A 21862-nucleotide genomic window follows, 5' to 3' on the forward strand; every position below is an offset into this window, starting at 1 on the left:
AAGTGTTATTAAAGGTAAAATTGTTTGCAAATAACAGTAAAAAATTCGGCAACGGCAAAAGCTAATTGATATTGATATAAGTATTAAGTACAATGCCATTGTTTTGCTGGAACACATTTTTGTTGTCTACTTCTCTGCCCAACTGAACAATCTGGTTGATGTAACCTGCTTCTATGCGAATAGTTGGATTGAATTTGAAACCTGCCATTAATGCGATGCGGTTTTGGTCGAAAATATTTTCGCCAACATTTTTTCCAAAGCCAATGAATATTTCATCATAAGCGGCGGCGTACCATTTCTTATTGAAAGGAACATCTAATCTCGGCATATAACGAACTCGGTTGAGGTAAATCCATGTATCAGGTTTTTCACTTTCAATACTGTTGAAACGGCCGGGCCATCTTTGTTCCAAACGTAACCGGTGCGTAAGATTTGTTTTGCCGACAGGGGTTGTAACAGTGAGCTGTTCGTATATACGATGTTCGGGAAATGTTTTGGGAACAGCAGCAAGCGTTGTTGTTCCGTAAGGAAAGGTATGAATGAAAGCATAACCTGCCTGCACAGTAAGGTTACTGTTGATCTTATAGTTAATGCCCACACGTGGTAAAGACTGCTGCCAGTTTTTTATTATGCCTGTGCGGCGCCATTGGTATTCAATATGAGCGCTTACTTTATTTGAGATCTTTGGTGTAATAAAAAAGGCGTACCAGCCGATTGTGTTGTATTCGTTTATCCTGTTTTGTGCCAATGAAAATAAGGGTGACAAAAACAAGATAGCAGCAAGTGTTTTTCTCATGGCTGCAAATTTATGGCTGATAGATTAACGATAAACAACAAAACACTTTCTTTGCTATATAAAGATTGCATATGAAAAATACAAACGTGTATTACCAGGATTACCTTCAACTCAATAATATTTTGAACAGCCAGCACCCTGAAAGTTTTAAAGAAGGTAACGAAAAAGCGCATGATGAAATGCTGTTTATCGTTATTCACCAGGCGTATGAATTATGGTTCAAGCAATTGTTGTTTGAAGTAAGTTCTGCTATCGAAGTAATGAGCCAGCAAAGCATTAATGATAACACACCACAACTCCAAACGGTAGTACACAGGTTGAACCGCGTGGTAACGATATTAAAGGTTTTGGTACACCAGATTGATATTATGGAAACCATGACGCCGATGGATTTTCTTGAGTTCAGAGATCTGCTAAGACCTGCTTCCGGTTTTCAAAGCTGGCAGTTTAAAGCGCTGGAAGCAAGGCTGGGACTGGAATATGCAGAACGCTATGGTAAAGAATATTATACTTCGCAATTAAAGCAACCAGAGATCGATATTATTAAAACAGCAGAAAGTGAAAAGTCATTGTTGCACGTGGTAAACAAATGGCTAGAACGTATGCCTTACTTCGATAACATTGATCACTGGAAAGATTTTGCCAATGAAAGTAATGAAGCAAACATTCATCCTTACTGGAGCACTTATCGCATGCGATATAGCAACAGCCTTGCAGAAGCAGAGCGTAATAACATGAATGCGTTTGACAAAATTTTTATTGAAGGCAAGGAGGGTGGACAGTTATCTGCAAAAGCAAGAAGGGCAGCATTGTTTATTATGTTGTATCGTGGCTATCCAATTCTGCATTTGCCGTTTGAATTGCTGAATAATTTATTAGAAATAGATGAGCAAATGAGTACCTGGCGTTACCGGCATATGAATATGGTGCATCGTATGATAGGCACACGCATTGGAACCGGAGGAAGTACAGGAAAGGATTACCTGAAAGCCGCGCTGGATAAGCATTACATCTTTAAAGAAATTGCACAGCTTACCAGTTTCTTAATTGAAAGAAGTAAGTTGCCTGCATTGCCCGCATCGTTGATACAGCATTTGAGTTTTAATATGTAAGCATTTTATGAGCCGGACTTTTGTATATGAGTGATGCTTTGTTGCGTCGCACTCTTGTACTGGATAATATAAGTCATCAGTAAGAGTCTAAAATTTTTTATGATGGGTTCATGATCATAAAACGCAAACAAAAAGGGGAACGAAATATTTCGTTCCCCTTTTTTATAACAAATAAGATTAATAATTAACCTAAAGCCACTCTTTTAAATTCTGTTACTTTCAAAGATGGATCCACGCTTTTCAAGTAAGTTTCTACGCTTATACCTGCATCTTTTACAAAAGCCTGTGCTAATAAAGTTTGTTCTTTAAAGAAAGCATTGAGTTTACCTTCTGCGATCTTGCCAAGCATTTCATCTGTTTTACCAGCCATCTTAGGATCAGCTTTCATTGTTTCAATAACAATGTTTCTTTCTCTCTCTATTGTTGCAGCAGGAACACTTGCGGCATCAACTGCAACAGGATTCATAGCTGCAATCTGCATAGCTACATCTTTACCTGCTTCAGCAGCTTCTTTGCTTAAGCCAACCAATACGCCCATCCTGTTTGCACCATGTATATAAGAGGCAACATAAGGTGCTTCAATTCTTTCAAATTTAGCTATACCGATTTTCTCACCGATCGCAGCAAGTTTATCGTTGATAAGATCTGCTACTTTAGAACCATTTACGTTTACTTCACTTAATTCTTCTGCACTCTTTACATTGTTGGCTACTGCAGCATCAGCAATACTCTGTGCAAATGCAACGAAGTCTGCATTCTTGCTTACGAAGTCGGTTTCGCAACTGATACAAACAATAAAACCTGTTTTGTTATCTGCTGAAGTCTTTGCAATGATCACACCTTCTTTTGCTTCACGGTCGCTGCGTTTTGCAGCAACTTTCTGGCCCTGTTTGCGCAACCAGTCGATGGCAGCTTCAAAATCGCCATTAGTTTCTGTTAAGGCCTTACGGCAATCCATCATACCTGCGCCAGTTGTCTGGCGAAGTTTGTTGATGTCGGCTGCAGTTATTTGAACTGTTGTTGACATAAAATATAATTTGAAGATTGAGAATTTGAAAATCTGAAAATGAGCGGCAAAAGTTTTTTTACAACAATCATTTTCTGCGTTAAGAAAAGTTGAACACATAGGTCCATAAAGAACTAAGCGTACAAGAGTGCGACGCAACGGAAGTTGAATAGCGTTATAAAAGTTGGGTCAATAATCACCTCACAAATGATAATGATTATTGACCCATTATTTTTTGTGATTCAATTATCTTCTTCCGCCACCTGCACCGCTACCGCCTGGTGCACCGCCGCCTTGTGGCCTGCGGCTTGCGCCACCTGGTACACGGCGTTTAGGTTGGCCACCACCTGCACCACCACGGCCACCGCCACGGGAACCACCGCGACCGCCACGTGCTGCTTCAGCTTCAGCCTCTGCCTGTAAACGCGCCGCTCTTTTTTCTGCCTCGTTATCTGTTTCTTCTACTTCTTCATCTTTAGAAGCCTGGCGTTCTGCCAAACCTTCTGCAATGGCAGCAGTAATATAATTAGTGATGATAGCGATTGATTTTGTAGCATCATCATTGGCAGGAATAGAGTAATCAACTTTGTTAGGATCGCAGTTTGTATCTACCATACCGAATGTGGTAATGCCCAAACGTTTTGCTTCCGCCAAAGCAATGTGCTCGTGTCCGATATCAACGATGAACAATGCTGCAGGAAGACGGCCAAGCTGAGCGATACCACCCAATACTTTTTCCATCTTGTCTTTATCACGGCTCAATGTTAAACGTTCTTTCTTGGTAAGACTTTCAGCGCTGCCGTCGTTCAGCATCTTTTCAATGCTCTGCATTTTCTTAACGCTCTTACGAACAGTATTGAAATTAGTAAGCATGCCACCCAACCAACGCTCAGTTGCGTAAGGCATATTTACTTTTTTGGCGCATTCGCTAACGATCTCTTTCGCCTGCTTTTTAGTAGCAACGAACATGATCTTTTTACCGCTCTTAGCTATCTGCTTCATAGCAGCTGCAGTTTCCTGCAAACCGTCAACTGTTCTGTTAAGATCAATGATGTGAATACCTTTCTTCTCTGCGAAGATGTAAGGCAACATCTTTGGGTTCCACTTCTTCTTGAGGTGACCAAAATGTACACCTGCTTCGAGCAACTGTTGCTGTAAAGAAGTATTTTGTTCCATTTTACTTTATTGTTGTAATTGTTTTGAATATTGTTTGTTCCCGGTTCCCGGTTTCCAGATACCAGTTAAAACCGGTAACCAGCAACCTGTAACAGGCATCCAGATTAACGTTTGCTGAACTGATAGCTTCTGCGAGCTTTCTTATGACCAAATTTCTTACGTTCCACACCACGTGGGTCACGTTTAAGAAAACCAGCAGCTTTTAAAGCAGGGCGGTATTCTGCGTTTACTTCGAGCAGTGCACGTGCAATGCCGAGTTTAGCAGCTTCTGCCTGGCCTTTAATACCACCGCCTGCTGCATTGATCTTTACATCAAATTTATCAGTAGCTTCAATGGCTTTTAAAGGTGCAACTACCTGGTTCTGCAGGTATGCAAGCGAGAAATATTCTTTGTAGTCTTTGTCGTTTATAGTGATCTTACCATCACCCTTGCTTAAGAAAACACGGGTAACAGCTTCTTTACGGCGACCAACTGCGTTTTTTTGCTTTTCCATTTATTTTTTTGCTTTGAGCTTTAAGCTTTGGGCTTTCAGCAATTTTTTAGAATTTAAATGCTTTAGGTTGCTGTGCTGTGTGAGGGTGTTTATCACCTGCATACACAAACAATTTCTTATACATCTTACGGCCAAGACGGTTTTTAGGAAGCATGCCTTTTACAGCTCTTTCCATTACCACTTCAGGACGGCGTTTAATAAGATCCTGTGCTGCTTCTTCTTTTTTACCACCTGGGTAACCAGAGTAGTTGATGTATTGTTTGTCATGGAATTTGTTACCTGTAAAAACAACTTTGTCAGCGTTTGTTACGATAACATAATCGCCGCAATCTACGTGCGGTGTATAATACGCCTTGTTCTTGCCACGAAGAACAGCAGCGATTTTAGATGCAATGCGACCTACGGTTTGATTAGTACCGTCAACTATGTACCAGTCACGCTGTACGGTAGCCTCGTTCGCACTTTTTGTGGTGAAATGTAGTTTACTCATTGTATTTTGTTTTTGATCCTGCCTGCGCTATCCCGCAGGTTTTTAAATGGAGCGCAAAGGTGCAGTTATACATTTATTCTTCCAAAGAATTAAGGAAGTTATTTTTATTAAACATTCATAATTTGCTGATTTTCAATAAAAATTTTGCTCAAATATTTTATTTGTAGTGTGAAACCAGCACCAATATTACTATTTGATATCTGTTGTGTCACTCACTTGTACGTTCTGTAAGCGCTTCAGCAAAGTGCAAAACTTAAATATAATAAAGCTTTGTGCTGGAATTTTATTTTCGAACAAGGATTGTTTGTCATCAATTTGTCATAACAAGTTTTATATAAAATCTTCGTTCCATTTCATTACGTAAATAATACTGCTCATTAAATAGTTTGCCCCGTTTAGCACAACAGTACACGAGTGCGACGCAACGGAAGCTTAATTTAGTTTTATAGTTGGGTCAATAATATTGTATATACACATAACATTCGTAAGAGCATTTTAAATGGCAAACGAAAACATGACAGAGAAATGACACAGGAATGACGCCGGTCATGTTTCAAACGTAAACGTATCGGGTATTTTTGCGTCAGAATAAAATTAACCAGCAGATAAAGAAAATGCATATCAGCCAGTTTTATATCGCCGGGATCAACTACAAAAAAACAGATGCATCTGTAAGAGGTTTGTTTGCTGTTAATAATGATCATTATGCTTCTGTACTTCAGAAGGCTCCGGACTATTTTCTTGATCAGCTTTTTATATTGAGTACCTGCAACCGCACAGAGATCTATGGAATTGCACCTTGTGCAGACAGCCTGGTTCATTTGCTTTGCAGCGAAACAGAAGGTTCAGTTGAAACATTTAAAGAACTGGCTTATATAAAACAAGGCGAAGAAGCAATTGAACACCTTTTCAATGTAGCTTCTGGTTTAGATTCCCAGATTCTTGGTGATTATGAAATTGTGGGCCAGATAAAACAGGCTACCAGATTTGCAAAAGAGCATGGTTTCGTTGGTGCTTTTCTTGAAAGAATGGTGAATACTGTTTTACAATCTTCGAAAGCAGTAAAAGGCCAGACCGCATTAAGTGGTGGTACTGTTTCTGTATCTTTTGCAGCTATCCAGTTTTTGATGGATAATGTTACAAATGTTGCTAATAAAAAAATACTGTTGCTTGGCACAGGAAAGATTGGCCGCAACACATGTAAAAATCTTGTTGATTATTTACACACCACGAATATTACACTTATCAATCGCACCCCAGATAAAGCTGTTGAGCTGGCAGATGAATTAGGGTTACAATACGCATCATTTGAAGATGCTGATAAATATATTGCGGAAGCAGATATTATAATTGTTGCTACCAATGCAGAGCAACCTGTTATTATGAAAGCAGATCTTGAAAGCAGTAATACCAAAATCCTTATTGATCTTTCCATTCCTAATAATATTGACCCATTAGCAAAAGAACTTGCTCATATTACTTTAGTAAATGTGGATGATCTTTCAAAGATCAACGATGCCACTTTACAGAAACGTCAGGCAGAAGTTCCCAAAGCAAAAGCAATTATAGCAGAGCACATTGATGAATTTACAGAATGGTACAGCATGCGTAAGAATGTTCCTGTTTTAAAAGCAGTAAAACAAAAGCTTCAGGATATGCATGCATGTAATCTTTTTATGGCTATGCATCCAAATCTTGGAGAAAATTACACACATCACGCTTCATCAGATTCTATTCAAAAAGTTATTAATAATATGGCCCTTAAAATGCGCCAGCAACGCAAACCCGGGTGTAATTATATAGAAGCAATTAATGATTTCATTACCAGCCGCGTTCATTAATTTTGCCGCATGTCCAAAGTTTTAAGGATCGGTACAAGAGAAAGCCAGTTAGCCGTTTGGCAGGCAGAGCTTGTAAAATCTCAATTAGCACAAAACAATATTGAAAGTGAATTGGTCTTCATCAAAAGTGAAGGCGATATTGATTTGGTTACACCTTTATATGAAATAGGCGTGCAGGGCATTTTTACCAAAACACTTGATGCCGCATTGCTTAGCAGAAGAATTGATCTTGCAGTTCATTCCATGAAAGATGTTCCCGTACAACTTGCAAAAGGAATTGTGCAGGCTGCAGTGTTGAAAAGAGCTTCTTATAAAGACATTCTTGTTTATAAAAACGATACAGGTTTTCTCAACGAGAAAAATTCAGTTGCAACAATCGCAACAAGCAGTATTCGTCGTAAAGCGCAATGGTTGCACCAATACCCAAATCATACAATCGAAAATCTTCGTGGTAATGTAAATACACGTTTACAAAAGGTTAAAGACAATAACTGGAACGGCGCCATCTTTGCCGCGGCAGGTGTTGAACGTATTAATGTGCGTCCTGAAAATTCTATTGATATAACCTGGATGTTACCTGCACCTGCACAAGGGGCGATCATGATTGTATGTAATGAAGATGATGCAGAAACAAAAGCAGTGTGTGCATCATTAAACGATGAGACAACTGCAGCTTGCACAAAAATTGAAAGAGATTTTTTAAAGACATTGATGGGTGGTTGCTCAACGCCAATAAGTGCATTGGCAGAGATTGAAAATGATAAAATACATTTCAAAGGAAATATTTTCTCATTAGATGGAACCCGATTTTTAGAAACAGAAAGATTAATTGACATAAATAATGCAATTACTTCAGGTATTGATGCAGCTAAAGAATTATTAAACAGAGGCGCAGATAAAATAACAGCCGCTATCAGGAATGCCATCATTTAAATACAACATATTATGCACACGACCTCTTGATAGCATGCTTATATACAAAGCAGCTAACAAAGGCATAAGTATAGATGAAGTATCGTTTGTAGAAACGGAAGCAATTATAACAACGGATATTATTGAGAAGATAAAAAATATCGCAACAAAAAAAGCAACAGTAGTTTTTACAAGCATGAATGCAGTGGATGCGGTTACTGCGCAGTTAACGCAGATACCAGACTGGAAAATTTTTTGCGTTGGTGGTGTTACCAAAGAAACTGTTTTCAATTTTTTTGGAGAGAAATCTGTTGAAGGCACAGCAAAGAATGCAAAAATGCTGGCAGAAAAAATAATTCTCACGGGTGAAAGCAAAGAGGTTTTTTTCTTTTGCGGAGATCAGCGGCTCGACGAGTTACCGGAAACCCTCAACGCAAATGATATAAAAGTTAATGAAGTAATTGTCTATACCACAAGGCTTATTCCAAATTTCATTGTTAAGAATTACGATGGCATTATTTTTTTCAGCCCAAGTGCTGTGCATAGTTTTTTTTCAGATAATACAATTGCCACAAGTGTAGTATTGTTTTCGATCGGTACCACTACAACGGCCACAATAAAAACATATTGCACCAATAAGATCATTACAAGCGAGTGGCCCGGCAAAGAAAATATGATAGATTTAGTATTGGATTATTATAAAACATAAATAGAGAATTATGAGCCAGGCGTCATTACTACTATGATGCTCCTATTGCGTCGCACTCTTGTGCTGCAACAAATATTTCAGCAATTCACTATTCACCATCAACACAATGTCACAACTTAAGAACGATTTACTACTACGAACACTAAAAGGAGAACAAACAGAACGTACCCCTGTATGGATGATGCGCCAGGCAGGAAGATATTTGCCTGAATACAGAGTACTTAGAGAGAAGTACGGTTTCTTTGAAAGGTGCCAGACACCTGGGCTTGCATGCGAAATAACTATTCAGCCTGTTGATATCGTTGGTGTAGACGCAGCAATTTTATTTTCAGATATCCTGGTAGTACCACAGGCTATGGGATTAGAAGTACAGTTGATAGAAAACAAAGGGCCAATTCTTCCTGATCCAATTCAAACGGCAAATGATTTAAAACGTATTCACGTTCCCGATGTGTATGAAACATTACAATATGTTTTTGATGCCATCAAATTAATCAAACAGGAATTAAATGGCCGTGTACCATTGATAGGTTTTGCCGGTGCACCATGGACATTGCTTTGTTATATGGTGCAAGGTAAGGGCTCTAAAACATTTGACGAAGCAAAAGCATTTTGCTACCAGCAACCTGAACTTGCACACCAGTTACTACAAATGATAACTGATACAACCATTGCCTATTTGAAAGGCCAGGTTGCAGCAGGTGCAGACACTATCCAGATCTTTGATAGCTGGGGTGGCTTATTAAGTCCGCAGGACTTTGAAAATATTTCTTTAAAATATATCAGGCAGATCGTTAACGCGTTAAAAGATGAAGTACCAACGATAATCTTCGCAAAAGGTGCCTGGTTTGCACTGGAAGAAATGGCGGCAACAGGCGCGGCTGGCCTTGGAATCGATTGGTGTATCAAACCTCAACTGGCAAGAAAATTTGCAGGTAATAATGTAACACTACAAGGTAATTTTGATCCTGCAAAATTGTTATCGCCAATTCCTGTTATACAAAAAGAAGTAAAAGAAATGTTACAGGCATTTGGCCCCGGAAGACATGTTGCAAATCTTGGTCATGGTATTTTACCAAATGTTCCTGTTGATCATGCAAGAGCATTTGTGGAAACAGTGAAAGAATACAGTTTTAAGTAATAAGTCGTGCAAGGTTCTGAACGTACAAGAGTGCGACGCAACGAAGATGGCCATAGATGTAAAGCCCGGCTCAAAAAAAATTGTAGTGATCAATATCATAATTTATTTATCAGATTGCTTTGACCTTTGTTTAAAAAGTTTTTATGCATGTAAAAAATACCTGGATACATTTTATTCATCAGCTGCAGGATGATATTTGTGCCGCGTTGGAAGCATGCGATGGTAAAGCAAAATTTATTGAAGATAAGTGGGAACGCCCTGAAGGGGGTGGTGGCATTACACGTGTAATTGCAAATGGCAATGTGTTTGAGAAAGGCGGCGTAAATACTTCTGTTGTGCATGGCGAAGTATCCACCGAAATGCGCAACCAGTTGAAGATATTTGGATCAACATGGTTTGCATGTGGATTGAGTTTGGTGATACATCCTTTGAATCCAATGGTGCCAACAGTGCATTGTAATTATCGTATGTTTGAATTATACAACGAACGGGGCGATGTGCTTGACCGGTGGTTTGGTGGCGGGACGGATCTTACGCCATATTATTTGTTTGAGGAGGATGCCATACATTTTCACAGGACTTATAAGAATGCATGCGATAAATTTGACGCATCATTTTACACGCAGTTCAAAGAAACTTGTGATAACTATTTCGTGAACTGGCATCGCGATAAAGAGCGTAGAGGTATTGGCGGAATTTTCTACGATTATAAAAGACCGGACGCAAAACAGGATATTCAATTCTGGATGGACCTTGCAAAAGCGTGTGGCTATGGTTTTATTGATGCTTATGTGCCCATTGTTGAAAGAAGAAAAAATCTTGCTTATACTGATGCACAAAAACATTGGCAGGAAATAAGAAGAGGCAGATATGTTGAGTTTAACCTGGTGCATGATCGTGGTACTTTGTTTGGTTTAAAAACAAACGGACGTATAGAAAGCATATTGATGAGTTTACCGCCAACAGTGCGTTTTGAATATAATTATCAGCCAACGCCAGGAAGCGAAGAAGATAAATTATTGCAGGCTTGTCTGCATCCACGTGACTGGTTAAAAGAAGACGAAGAAGCTACAATTGTGTGGGCAAAAAAATCTAACACTTGTTGATCTAAAAATATTTTATGTATCTACAGAGAAGAAATAGAATACTTCGTAAGTCGGCTCCGGTACGTTCGCTTGTTTCAGAAACAACACTAACGCCAAACGATTTTATTGTTCCTTTATTTATTGATGAAGGTGAAAATGTAAAGACAGAAATTGCTTCGATGCCTGGCTATTATCGCAACAGTCTTGATGTTACGGTTAAAGAAGTAAAAGAATTATGGAGCATGGGTTTAAAGTGTGTGTTGCTTTTTGTAAAAGCAAAAGATGAATTAAAAGATAACACCGGTAAAGAGGCATGGAATGCAGACGGTTTAATGCAGCGAAGTATTAAAGCTATAAAAGATACCTGCCCTGAAATGGTTGTTATGACTGATGTTGCGCTTGATCCATATTCTTCTTATGGTCACGATGGCATTGTAAAAGATGGTGAGATCGTTAACGATGAAACGGTTGATGCATTGGTGAAGATGAGTGTTAGTCATGCTGTTGCAGGTGCAGATTTTGTTGCACCAAGTGATATGATGGATGGTCGCATTGGTGCTATTCGTGAAGGTCTTGAAGAGAGTGGTTTTACAAAAGTTGGTATCATGGCTTACAGCGCAAAATATGCTTCGTGTTTTTATGGTCCGTTTAGAGATGCGCTGGATAGTGCGCCTGGCTTTGGTGATAAAAAAACATACCAGATGAATTATGCCAATCGCCTTGAAGCAATCAAAGAAACGTTGCAGGATGTGGAAGAAGGTGCAGATATCGTTATGGTAAAACCTGCGCTTGCTTATCTTGATATAATTCGTGAAGTAAAGAATGCGGTCAATGTTCCGGTAAGTGCCTACAACATCAGCGGTGAATATGCTATGATAAAAGCAGCAGCAAAAATGGGATGGATAGATGAGAACAAAGCGATCATCGAAACACTAACTTCAATGAAACGTGCAGGTGCGGATTTGATCGCAACATATTTTGCAAAAGACGCGGTGATGTTGTTGGGATAATTTTATGAACTAAACTTATTGCTACTATTGAGCTTTCGTTGTGTCACTCACTTGTACTGCACAATTCTATTCAACAAAAATTACGATCATGTTTATAATTGAATTAACATACAAAGTGCCGCTTGCCGAAGCAGATACACATATGGCATCACATATTGAGTTCCTTGAAAAATATTATAAGTCGGGCCACTTTATTGCCTCAGGCAGAAAAGAACCAAGAGATGGTGGAATTATTTTTGCAAAAGCATCAGGCAGGAAAAGAGTAGAAGAAATTATTGCAGAAGATCCTTTTAATAAACTAGGCATTGCAGATTACCGCATCATAGAATTTAAGGCAACAAAAAAAGTAAAAGCTTATGATGCTTTTGGAGGAGAAGAAGAATAATCATGAACATTTCAAATAGCAAGCAACTATTCGAACGCGCCCAGCACTCAATTCCCGGAGGTGTAAATTCACCGGTACGTGCATTTAAAAGTGTAGGCGGAACGCCATTGTTTATCAAACATGCAAAAGCTGCGTATCTCTACGATGCAGATGATAATAAGTATATTGATTACATCGCTTCATGGGGACCAATGATTCTTGGTCATGCATATGAACCTGTAGTTAAGGCAATACAGGAACAAGCTGTTTATTCAACTTCATATGGTGCACCAACAGAGCTTGAAATAAAAATGGCAGAGCTTATCAAAAGCATGGTGCCAAATGTTGATCTTATAAGAATGGTTAGTAGCGGCACAGAGGCATGCATGAGTGCTATACGTGTTGCACGGGGTTATACAGGAAAGAATAAGATCATAAAGTTTGAAGGTTGTTATCATGGTCATGCAGATTCATTTTTAGTAAAAGCAGGAAGTGGCGTTGCTACATTCAATATACAAACTGTTCCCGGTGTTACTGCAGGCGTAAGTGCTGATACACTCACCTGTGCGTATAATGATCTTGCTGCAGTTGAAAGATTGGTGGAAGAAAATAAGGGAGAAGTAGCGGCAATTATTGTTGAACCTGTTGCTGGTAATATGGGTTGCATTATTCCGCAACCAGGATTTCTTGAAGGCATTCGCAAAATTTGCGATGCAGAAAATATCGTTTTCATCTTTGATGAAGTAATGAACGGTTTTCGCCTTGCACTGGGTGGCGCTCAGGAAAAACTGGGTATTGATGCGGACCTCATTACTTATGGCAAAGTAATTGGAGCTGGCATGCCCGTTGGTGCATTTGGTGGTAAGAAACATATTATGGAAGTAGTATCACCACTGGGTAGTGTGTACCAGGCTGGAACATTGAGCGGTAACCCCATTGCCATGATCGCGGGTTATACATTGCTTTCTATTTTAAAAGAGCAACCGCAACTACTAAAAGAACTTGACGATAAAACTGCTTACTTAAAAGAAGGGTTAGATAAAGTTTTGAAAGCATCAGGTACACCTTATGTTATTAATCACCTCGGTTCAATGCTTAGCATACATTTCAGCGATCATCCTGTTACAGATTTTGCAAGTGCGGCTTCTGCAAACAATGAATTGTTCAAAAAATATTTTCATGCCATGTTAGATCGTGGTGTGTATTTACCGCCATCGGCATTTGAGAGCTGGTTCCTGAATAATGCATTGACAAAAAAAGATCTTGATCATACTATAAAAGCTGCAGAAGAAAGTTTGAAAGAGATTTTGTAAGTAAAATTTATTTAACCGCAACAGGATAGTGTTTAAATAAAGCTGCTACTCCTTTATCAATGGCAGTTTGAAATTTTGAAGATTTTTCAGGAACCACATCTTCTACAGCACCTGTCCAGATCATCATGTTCTTTTTTGCATCTACGATATCAAGGGTCATGGTGCCAACCCTGTAGCGGCCTGTTTCTATCTCTTTGCTCTCCCATTTATAATTACGCTGTCCAATGTACAAAGGAGGGTCAGTCATAAGATTTGTCTCTCTTGTCTGTACCTTTTCTTTTACAACAAGTCCGATGTTTATAAGTATATCGGGGTTAGCTTCAGATCTTTCGCACCCTCTTTTTTCCAGTTCTCTTGCTATCGCATTTTGCAGCAGTAAAGTAGAAGATATGAAGTTTGCACTAATAGTATCACCGCTTGCATGCAGTTTATAAAAATCAAAAGTTTTATAATCATTGAAATCAACATTTGGTGCTGATTCTGTATTAGATACTTTGGTAGTGGAACAGGAAGTAATCAACAATGCAAAAAAGATGTATTTTTTCATAGCTAAACATTATTCAGCAATTTAAAAAAAATAACTATCACTAAGAATTGTGAATTGCTGAATACTATCCAATGCGTACAAGAGTGCGACGCAACAAAAGCATCATTTATATTCTTCAGCCCGGCTCAAAAATGCTTCTGTTCAATACATGCTTCTTGAACCTTTTAACTTGAATCTTCGTCTACTTACTAATCATCTTCACCACAGGAATGATCATCTCCTCCATGCTTACACCACCATGTTGAAATGTGTTCTTGTAATAGTTTACGTAATAATTGTAATTGTTTGGGTAACAAAGAAACCCATCTTCCTTTGCAAAAATGAAAGAAGAATTTACATTGGGCACAGGCAAACCTGCTTCATGCGGGTTGCGGAATGCAAGCACTTCTTTAGGTTCGTAATTTAAATTGCGGCCGTGTTTATAACGAAGGTTAGCAGTAGTTTGTTTATCGCCGATAACTTTATAAGGTGTCTTCACACGCACACTACCATGGTCCGTAGCAAGCACTATATTAATTTTCTTATCTGCGATTTTTTTCAATGCCTGGTACAACGGGCTGTGTTCAAACCAGCTTTTTGTAATGCTTCTGTAGCTTCTTTCATCGGCAGCCAATTCTTTCAGCACTTCCATTTCTGTGCGTGCATGGCTAAGCATATCAACAAAATTGTAGATGATAATATTCAGGTCGTTTCGTAAAAGGTTGTGAATATTATTTACCAGTTGCTGACCATCGTTATGATTCACCACTTTTGTATAACTGAACTTTATATCATCCCTGTTCAAACGCTTTAGCTGGCCTTTAAAAAACTCTTCTTCAAACAAATTCTTACCACCTTCATCATCATCATTTTTCCATTGCACCGGATATTTCTTTTCAATATCTACCGGTAGTAATCCTGCACAGATAGCATTCCTGCTGTATTGTGTGGCGGTAGGCAATATGCTGTAAAAAGTTTCTTCTTCCAGTATGCGGAACGTTTCTGCAAAAATCGGTTGTATGGTTTTCCATTGATCATAACGTAAGTTATCAATGAGTATAAAAAATGTTGGTGTGCCTTTTTCAACATGCGGTAAAACTTTTCTTTTAAAAAGATCATGGCTCATTACGGGCGCATCAGGAGCTTTAGGATTTAACCAGCCTGCATAGTTTCTTGAAATAAATTTAAAAAATTCTGTATTGGCCTCCTGCTTTTGAGATTGCAATACTTCACGCATTTCAGGGCTTTCGCTCTTTTCCATTTCAAGTTCCCAATACACCAGTTTTTTATAAATATCCATCCATTCGTTGTAATCAGGGTTGCTGTTCAACGCCATGAATAAATTACGAAACTGTTGCTGGTAAGCCGTGTTGGTTTTTTCAGAAACCAGTCTTTTATTATCAATGATCTTTTTTAAACTAAGCAATACCTGATTCGGATTCACAGGCTTAATCAAATAGTCTGTAATCTGGCTGCCAATTGCATCATCCATCAGGTTCTCTGTTTCATTTTTTGTGATCATTACAACCGGTATCTGGCTATTCACTTCTTTTATCTTCTGTAATGTTTCCAGGCCTGTAATGCCGGGCATCGTTTCATCAAGCAACACCACATCAACTGCATTATCCCTTACAAAATCAATTGCTTCAAAACCATTGGTAAGCGTTTGCACATCGTAGCCTTTATTTTCTAAAAATAATTTTTGAGATTGCAGGCTTTCAATTTCATCATCTACCCAAAGTATAGTTGCTAATGCCATAATTTAATTTTAGATTTTTATGAACCAGGCTTCTGAATAAGTATTAAACATCGTTGCGTCGCACTCTTGTACGCTTTGTACTTTATTCCACATAAGAACGACAGCCTTGCAATATTAGTGCGACGATTTTTGCAAATCTGCGCTTTCATTTGCACATTTGCATATTTTCACATTTCACATTCGACACATTAACAATTTAGCAACAGCCATGCAGATACCTAAAAGAAAAATCATCAACGATCCGGTGCATGGTTTTATCACAATTGAGCATCCGCTTATTTTCAGCATTATTGCGCATCCATACTATCAAAGGTTACGACGGATTCATCAAATGGCATTGGCGCAACTTGTTTATCCTGGTGCAGTCCATACAAGATTGCATCATTCATTGGGTGCTTATCATTTAATGTGTCTTGCCATTAATGAACTTAAAAGTAAAGGTGCAGTAATAACACCCGACGAAGAAGTTGCAGCCAAGGCTGCTATATTGTTGCACGATATTGGGCATGGGCCTTTCTCCCATGCACTGGAAAATATATTGCTGCCGGGCATTAGCCATGAAGAATTAAGTTTGCAGATCATGCATGTGCTGAATAAAGAATTAAATGGCAAACTTGATCTAGCCATTCAATTATTTACCGGCAAATACCATAAACTTTTTTTGCACCAGCTTATCAGCAGCCAGCTTGATGTAGACAGGATGGATTATCTCACACGTGACAGTTTTTTTACAGGCGTAAGCGAAGGAATAATTGGTTATGACCGCTTGCTAAAAATGTTCATCGGGTATAACAACCAGCTAATGATAGAAGAAAAAGGCATTTACAGTGTGGAGAAGTTTTTGGTAGCACGCAGGCAAATGTACTGGCAGGTTTACCTGCATAAAACAGTGCTTGCAGCAGAAAAAATGCTGGTGAAAATTATTACAAGAGCACGAGAGATAAAAGCAAATTCTTTTTCACCCTATCTCAATGAGTTTCTGCACAAAGAACATTCTAAAGAAACCGTTTATCAATTATTATTCGAATTCTGCCAGCTTGATGATTATGATATAATTGGTTCTATAAAAATATGGGCAACCGAAAATGATAGAGTGCTTTCCACCTTATGTAAAAACCTGTTAAAAAGAGATTTACTAAAATGTAAATTACAAACACAACGTTTTGACGAAGAGCTTATTCAAACAAAGAAAAAATCAGTGATGCAGCAACTAGGTCTTACGTTCGAAGAGGCAGGTTATTTTGTATTTACAGGAGAAGCCATCAACACAACCTACAAGCTTGAAGATGAACACATCAACATTCTTTTTAAAAATGAATCTGTGAAAGACATTTCAAAAGTTGATAACCCGCTTATCCACCAAACATTGTCTGTGCCTGTGAAAAAATTCTACATTTGCTATCTTAATGTTTAGGTTGTTCCCCCTGCGTGCATAAAATTTTTATCGCGTAACAATTTTTAATATCTAAATTTAAACATCTGTTCAATATGCAATTTACCGCAGCTCAAATAGCCATGCTCATAAACGGGCAGGTAGAAGGTAATGCTTCTGCAACTGTTGATTCCTTTGGCAAAATTGAAGAAGCCAAATCCAATCAACTGGCCTTTCTGGCCAACCCCAAATATGAGGAATATCTATACTCCACAAAGGCTGCGGTTATTATAGTCAATGAAACACAAGAGCTAAAAGAACCGGTAAGTGCAGCGCTTATCCGCGTACCGGATGCTTATTCGGCTTTTGCAACCCTTCTGCATAAGTACCAGGAAATTATGCGCCAGCAACTCAGTGGCATACAGGAGCCAAGTTTTATTCATAAAACTGCAGTACTGGGTGAAAATGTTTTTGTGGCTGCATTTAGTTATATAGGAGAAAAAGTGCAGGTTGGCAATAATGTAAAAATATATCCGGGTGTTTTTTTGGGTGATAATGTGAAAATAGGTGAGAATTCAATCTTGCTCCCGGGCGTAAAAATTTATCATGATTGTGTTATTGGAAAAAATGTAACCATTCATGCAGGTACAGTTATCGGCGGCGATGGGTTTGGTTTTGCGCCACAACCGGATGGCAGCTATAAAAAAGTTCCGCAGATTGGCAATGTTGTGGTGGAAGATTTTGTAGAAATAGGTTCCAATTCCTGTATAGATCGTGCAACTATTGGGTCAACAATTATAAGATCCGGTGCCAAGCTCGATAATCTTTTGCAGATTGCCCATAATGTAGAAGTGGGCAATAATACAGTAATTGCTGCACAGGCAGGTATTAGTGGCAGCACCAAAGTGGGTAACAATGTGCAGATAGGCGGCCAGGCAGGCATTGTAGGCCACATTCAAATTGCAGATGGTACACGCATCAACGCTCAAAGCGGCGTAAGCAAATCAATAAAAACACCTAATTCAGCAGTAACCGGTTCCCCTGCTTTTGAATATACCAGCGCATTACGCAGCCAGGCAGTAAGCCGCAATCTTCCCGATCTTGAAAAAAGGGTATTGGAGCTCGAAAAACTGGTTCAGCAACTCATGCAGGAACGGGTAATAATTTAATTTATTTGGATACCAGCAGTTGTTCCTTGTGGCGTCGTTCCTTGCGTCGCATTTCGTTCATCGTTTCATCAAATGGCATCAATATAAAAATGCTGTTTATTAATCAGTATATATAAGCTTGGCATTATAGCCTTTTATCTTTCCCGCGAAACCTTATTTTTGCAGCCGATAAAGCCGAAAGAGCAACAGAATGTACAAGAGTGCGACGCAAGTAAAGCCTCATTGTTATGCTGCAGACGGGCTCATAAAAAAATATCATGAACGCAACATTTAATCCTGACAAGCAGCATACGCTGTCTTCCAAAGTAACGATCAGTGGTACGGGCTTACATACAGGTGTACTGGTAGATATGACACTTATCCCGGCCAATCCCGGTTTTGGCATACAGTTTCAGCGTGTGGATCTGCCGAATAAACCAATAATTAAAGCTGACTGTGATCTTGTAACAGATACAAGCAGGGGCACTACTTTACAGGTTGGAGATGCAAAAGTTAGCACTGTAGAGCATATACTTGCTGCATTGGTAGGTAAAGGCATCGACAATGTTTTGGCGGAACTGAATGGCCCGGAAATACCTATTATGGATGGAAGCTCCGAACCTTTTATTGAACTGATTGAGGAGGCTGGTGTTTCAGAACAGGAGGCTGCTAAAAGCTGGTATAGCCTTGATGAAAATATTTATCATTATGATGAAGTTAAAAGGGTTGAAATGGTTGCCTTACCTTCTATGGAATACCAGATAACCACTTTAATTGATTTTAACAGCCCGGTGCTTGGCACACAGCATGCAGGCCTGAAATCTATGCGGGAATTTAAAACAGAAATTGCTCCCTGCCGTACTTTCTGCTTTTTGCATGAACTGGAAATGCTGCTGGATAATAATCTTGTAAAAGGTGGCGACATAAACAACGCTATCGTGGTTGTTGACAAACCTGTTACAGAAGAGGAAATGAAACGATTGGCGAAGGCTTTCAAAAGAGAGAAAATTGAAATAAAAAGCGAAGGTTATTTGAACAACCTGGAACTGCGTTTTCCCAATGAACCGGCGCGCCATAAATTATTGGATGTGGTGGGAGATCTTGCATTAATTGGTTATCCTATTAAAGCCAGGATCATTGCAAACAGGCCGGGTCACAGTACCAACGTAGATTTTGCTAAAAAGATAAAGCAATACATCAAAAAGAATAAGCATGTAAAAGATGTGCCGGTGTATGATGCATCTCAGCCGCCGGTATTTGATCTGCAGCATATTGAAAAAACATTGCCACACCGTTACCCTTTTTTGCTGGTAGATAAGATCATCGAACTTACCGATACAAAAATTGTTGGGGTAAAAAATGTAACATTCAATGAGCAATTCTTCCAGGGCCATTTCCCCGGAAACCCGGTAATGCCAGGTGTACTTCAGATCGAAGCATTGGCACAAACTGGTGGCATTCTTGCTATTAACGCTATGGGAGATGGAAAATATGATACCTATTTTCTAAAAATAGATAATTGTAAATTCAAACAAAAAGTGGTGCCTGGGGATACCATGCTGCTTAAAATGGAGCTGGCTTCGCCTATACGCCGCGGTATCTGTGAAATGAAAGGAACTGTTTATGTAGGTGGCAAAGTAGCAACAGAAGCAGACCTGGTTGCACAAATTGTGAAAAGCAAGTAGTAAAACATACACCTGCTTATTAAATTATTACCATTAATTTTGCGCCATTCGTTGAAAGACGGATGGTTTTTTTGTAGTATCGTACAGAACTAAAATATAATTAAACACGTTATTTCAGCGCTTTCATGATTCATCCGCATACATACATACATCCCAATGCCAGGCTGGCACAAAATGTAAAAATAGACCCCTTCACTGTTATTCATCAGGATGTTGAAATAGGAGAGGGTACCTGGATTGGCAGCAATGTAACCATTATGGAAGGTGTGCGCATTGGCAAAAATTGTCGCATTTTCCCAGGTGCTGTTTTGGGTGCTGTTCCACAGGACCTGAAATATGATAACGAAAAAACCTACGTCGAAATAGGTGACAACACTACGATCCGTGAATTTGTAACTATACACCGCGGTACAACAGATCGTATTAAAACAAAAGTGGGTAGCAACTGCCTTATCATGGCATACAGCCATATAGCGCATGACTGTATTGTGGGCAATAATTGTATCCTCAGCAACAGCGCACAGATAGCTGGCCACGTAATAGTGGGAGATTGGGCCATTATTGGCGGTGTTTGTGCGGTGCACCAGTTTGTGCAGATCGGGCAGCATGCCTACGTTGGTGGTGGCAGCCTGGTGAGTAAAGATGTGCCGCCTTATATAAAAGCTGTGAGAAATCCTTTAAGCTACGGTGGTGTAAACAGTGTAGGGCTTAAGCGTCGTGGTTTTACTTTACAGCAGATCAACCAGGTGCTTGATATTTACCGAATTATTTACAACAAAGGCCTTAACATTACACAGGCTCTTGAGTATATTGAAGAAGAATTCCCTGCAACAGATGAACGCGATGAAATTGTAACTTTTATACGCGAAAGTGGCAGAGGCGTTATAAAACGCTTTACCAAAGGTGCTAATGATGAAGATTAAAGAATTTTGTTACGAGCGTTCCTTTTCATAGCATCTTCGTTGCGTCACATTACTTTCATCGTTCTGTTGTTTAGGCAGCTTTAGGTTTTATAAGCAATCTTTTCTTATTACATGCAATCTTCGTCAAATACAAATCCTGTTCATACACTTTCAAAGACGGATGCCATTACCGTTAGTTTGCAAAATGCGGGTAAAAGATTTAACCGCGAATGGATATTCCGCCATGTAGATTATACCTTTCAAAGCGGAAATGCTTATGCTATTACGGGACCAAACGGCAGCGGCAAAAGTACTTTGCTACAGTGCATTGCGGCATCAATACAAGTAAATGAAGGTGCTATAGAATTCAACAATGCACAAAAGAAGCTTGAACCGGAAAACATATACAAATATATTTCAATTGCTGCGCCCTATCTTGAAGTGATAGAAGAAATGACCGCAACCGAATTTTTGCTTTTTCATACATCATTTAAACCATTATTGTCAACTATCACTATCCCTGAAATATTGGAGATCATTGGGCTACAGGCTGCTGCCAATAAACAAATTCGTTTTTACAGCAGTGGAATGAAACAACGTACTAAACTGGCACAAGCCATTTTTTCGGATGTTCCCATTCTTTTGCTTGATGAACCCTGCACCAACTTTGATACTGCCGGTTATGAACTTTATCACAGGCTCATTAACGAATTCTGCAAACACAAACTGATCGTTGTAAGCAGCAACGATATCAACGAATATAATTTCTGCAGTGAAGTAATTGCGATCACTGATTATAAGATCAAAAAATAATCCCTCTTCGGTAAAGCCTGATAGTACTACTGCGGATGAAAGGATTGCGACGCAACGAAGATGCTACAGCGAACAAATGCTGGTATCAAAATTTATTACATGCTAAATAGATCGTAATATCCCTTCACTTTAAAAGGTTCTTCATTCCGCTTATATTTGCAGCCCGTTGAAACACTCGAGCCCCAGAGATTTCTCAGTTAATTCTGGT

21 protein-coding genes are annotated in these 21862 nt (G+C 39.1%); 14 read left to right on the plus strand and 7 right to left on the minus strand.

Annotated features, from left to right (window positions below):
• Window positions 1-61 precede the first annotated feature (61 nt).
• Window positions 62-796, minus strand: a complete 735-nt coding sequence (locus tag FRZ67_RS15775; protein WP_147190969.1) for a DUF2490 domain-containing protein — start codon at window positions 794-796, stop codon at window positions 62-64.
• A 71-nt stretch (window positions 797-867) separates the two neighbouring features.
• On the opposite strand from FRZ67_RS15775, the gene FRZ67_RS15780 reads away from it, so the two are divergent.
• Window positions 868-1908: a tryptophan 2,3-dioxygenase gene (locus tag FRZ67_RS15780; RefSeq protein ID WP_147190971.1), complete on the plus strand. Its 1041-nt coding sequence runs from the start codon at window positions 868-870 to the stop codon at window positions 1906-1908.
• A 184-nt stretch (window positions 1909-2092) separates the two neighbouring features.
• Here FRZ67_RS15780 and tsf read toward each other — a convergent pair whose 3' ends face one another.
• The 4 genes from tsf to rplM form a co-directional block, all read right to left on the minus strand.
• On the minus strand, window positions 2093-2935 hold the full coding sequence (gene tsf / locus FRZ67_RS15785) for a translation elongation factor Ts (RefSeq protein WP_147190973.1): 843 nt from the start codon (window positions 2933-2935) through the stop codon (window positions 2093-2095).
• A 225-nt stretch (window positions 2936-3160) separates the two neighbouring features.
• Window positions 3161-4090 carry a 30S ribosomal protein S2 gene (gene rpsB, locus FRZ67_RS15790; RefSeq protein ID WP_147190975.1) on the minus strand — a complete coding sequence of 310 codons (930 nt, stop codon included), beginning with the start codon at window positions 4088-4090 and terminating at the stop codon, window positions 3161-3163.
• Window positions 4091-4194: 104 nt separating this feature from the next.
• On the minus strand, window positions 4195-4584 hold the full coding sequence (gene rpsI / locus FRZ67_RS15795; RefSeq protein WP_147190976.1) for a 30S ribosomal protein S9: 390 nt from the start codon (window positions 4582-4584) through the stop codon (window positions 4195-4197).
• A 46-nt stretch (window positions 4585-4630) separates the two neighbouring features.
• Complete coding sequence (rplM, locus tag FRZ67_RS15800) at window positions 4631-5074, minus strand: 50S ribosomal protein L13 (protein ID WP_147190979.1); 444 nt, start codon at window positions 5072-5074, stop codon at window positions 4631-4633.
• Between the two features lie 578 nt (window positions 5075-5652).
• On the opposite strand from rplM, the gene hemA reads away from it, so the two are divergent.
• From hemA to hemL, 8 genes are all read left to right on the plus strand, one after another.
• Window positions 5653-6915, plus strand: coding sequence for a glutamyl-tRNA reductase (gene hemA, locus FRZ67_RS15805; RefSeq protein WP_225975366.1), 1263 nt, complete (start codon window positions 5653-5655; stop codon window positions 6913-6915).
• Between the two features lie 9 nt (window positions 6916-6924).
• Complete coding sequence (hemC, locus tag FRZ67_RS15810) at window positions 6925-7848, plus strand: hydroxymethylbilane synthase (protein WP_147190981.1); 924 nt, start codon at window positions 6925-6927, stop codon at window positions 7846-7848.
• 34 nt (window positions 7849-7882) lie between these two features.
• Entirely contained in the window at window positions 7883-8536 is a 654-nt protein-coding gene (locus FRZ67_RS15815; RefSeq protein WP_158638384.1) for a uroporphyrinogen-III synthase, read from the plus strand.
• Between the two features lie 106 nt (window positions 8537-8642).
• On the plus strand, window positions 8643-9677 hold the full coding sequence (hemE, locus tag FRZ67_RS15820) for a uroporphyrinogen decarboxylase (protein WP_147190985.1): 1035 nt from the start codon (window positions 8643-8645) through the stop codon (window positions 9675-9677).
• Between the two features lie 143 nt (window positions 9678-9820).
• Window positions 9821-10783: an oxygen-dependent coproporphyrinogen oxidase gene (hemF, locus tag FRZ67_RS15825; RefSeq protein ID WP_147190987.1), complete on the plus strand. Its 963-nt coding sequence runs from the start codon at window positions 9821-9823 to the stop codon at window positions 10781-10783.
• Between the two features lie 14 nt (window positions 10784-10797).
• The gene (gene hemB, locus FRZ67_RS15830) at window positions 10798-11772 is read left to right on the plus strand and encodes a porphobilinogen synthase (RefSeq protein ID WP_147190989.1); all 975 of its coding nucleotides are present in this window, start codon (window positions 10798-10800) and stop codon (window positions 11770-11772) included.
• A gap of 88 nt (window positions 11773-11860) precedes the next feature.
• Complete coding sequence (locus FRZ67_RS15835) at window positions 11861-12157, plus strand: YciI family protein (RefSeq protein WP_147190991.1); 297 nt, start codon at window positions 11861-11863, stop codon at window positions 12155-12157.
• Between the two features lie 2 nt (window positions 12158-12159).
• The gene (gene hemL / locus FRZ67_RS15840; RefSeq protein ID WP_147190993.1) at window positions 12160-13449 is read left to right on the plus strand and encodes a glutamate-1-semialdehyde 2,1-aminomutase; all 1290 of its coding nucleotides are present in this window, start codon (window positions 12160-12162) and stop codon (window positions 13447-13449) included.
• 7 nt (window positions 13450-13456) lie between these two features.
• On the opposite strand, the gene FRZ67_RS15845 is transcribed toward hemL, so the two are convergent.
• Together FRZ67_RS15845 and porX are read right to left on the minus strand one after the other, a co-directional pair.
• Window positions 13457-13996 (minus strand): DUF4136 domain-containing protein, encoded by a 540-nt coding sequence (locus tag FRZ67_RS15845; protein ID WP_147190995.1) that lies wholly within the window; start codon window positions 13994-13996, stop codon window positions 13457-13459.
• 181 nt (window positions 13997-14177) lie between these two features.
• The gene (porX, locus tag FRZ67_RS15850; RefSeq protein ID WP_147190997.1) at window positions 14178-15734 is read right to left on the minus strand and encodes a T9SS response regulator signal transducer PorX; all 1557 of its coding nucleotides are present in this window, start codon (window positions 15732-15734) and stop codon (window positions 14178-14180) included.
• A gap of 208 nt (window positions 15735-15942) precedes the next feature.
• Here porX and FRZ67_RS15855 point away from each other — a divergent pair, with 208 nt between their 5' ends.
• From FRZ67_RS15855 to FRZ67_RS15875, 5 genes are all read left to right on the plus strand, one after another.
• Window positions 15943-17148: an HD domain-containing protein gene (locus FRZ67_RS15855; RefSeq protein ID WP_147190999.1), complete on the plus strand. Its 1206-nt coding sequence runs from the start codon at window positions 15943-15945 to the stop codon at window positions 17146-17148.
• A gap of 74 nt (window positions 17149-17222) precedes the next feature.
• Window positions 17223-18275 (plus strand): UDP-3-O-(3-hydroxymyristoyl)glucosamine N-acyltransferase, encoded by a 1053-nt coding sequence (gene lpxD, locus FRZ67_RS15860; RefSeq protein ID WP_147191001.1) that lies wholly within the window; start codon window positions 17223-17225, stop codon window positions 18273-18275.
• A 257-nt stretch (window positions 18276-18532) separates the two neighbouring features.
• Window positions 18533-19939, plus strand: coding sequence for a bifunctional UDP-3-O-[3-hydroxymyristoyl] N-acetylglucosamine deacetylase/3-hydroxyacyl-ACP dehydratase (locus FRZ67_RS15865; RefSeq protein ID WP_147191003.1), 1407 nt, complete (start codon window positions 18533-18535; stop codon window positions 19937-19939).
• A gap of 125 nt (window positions 19940-20064) precedes the next feature.
• Window positions 20065-20862 carry an acyl-ACP--UDP-N-acetylglucosamine O-acyltransferase gene (gene lpxA / locus FRZ67_RS15870; protein WP_147191005.1) on the plus strand — a complete coding sequence of 266 codons (798 nt, stop codon included), beginning with the start codon at window positions 20065-20067 and terminating at the stop codon, window positions 20860-20862.
• A gap of 111 nt (window positions 20863-20973) precedes the next feature.
• Window positions 20974-21654: an ABC transporter ATP-binding protein gene (locus tag FRZ67_RS15875; protein WP_225975367.1), complete on the plus strand. Its 681-nt coding sequence runs from the start codon at window positions 20974-20976 to the stop codon at window positions 21652-21654.
• Window positions 21655-21862: the final 208 nt, after the last annotated feature.

Origin of the sequence: Panacibacter ginsenosidivorans, assembly GCF_007971225.1 — a bacterium.
Taxonomy (GTDB): Bacteria; Bacteroidota; Bacteroidia; order Chitinophagales; family Chitinophagaceae; genus Panacibacter; species Panacibacter ginsenosidivorans.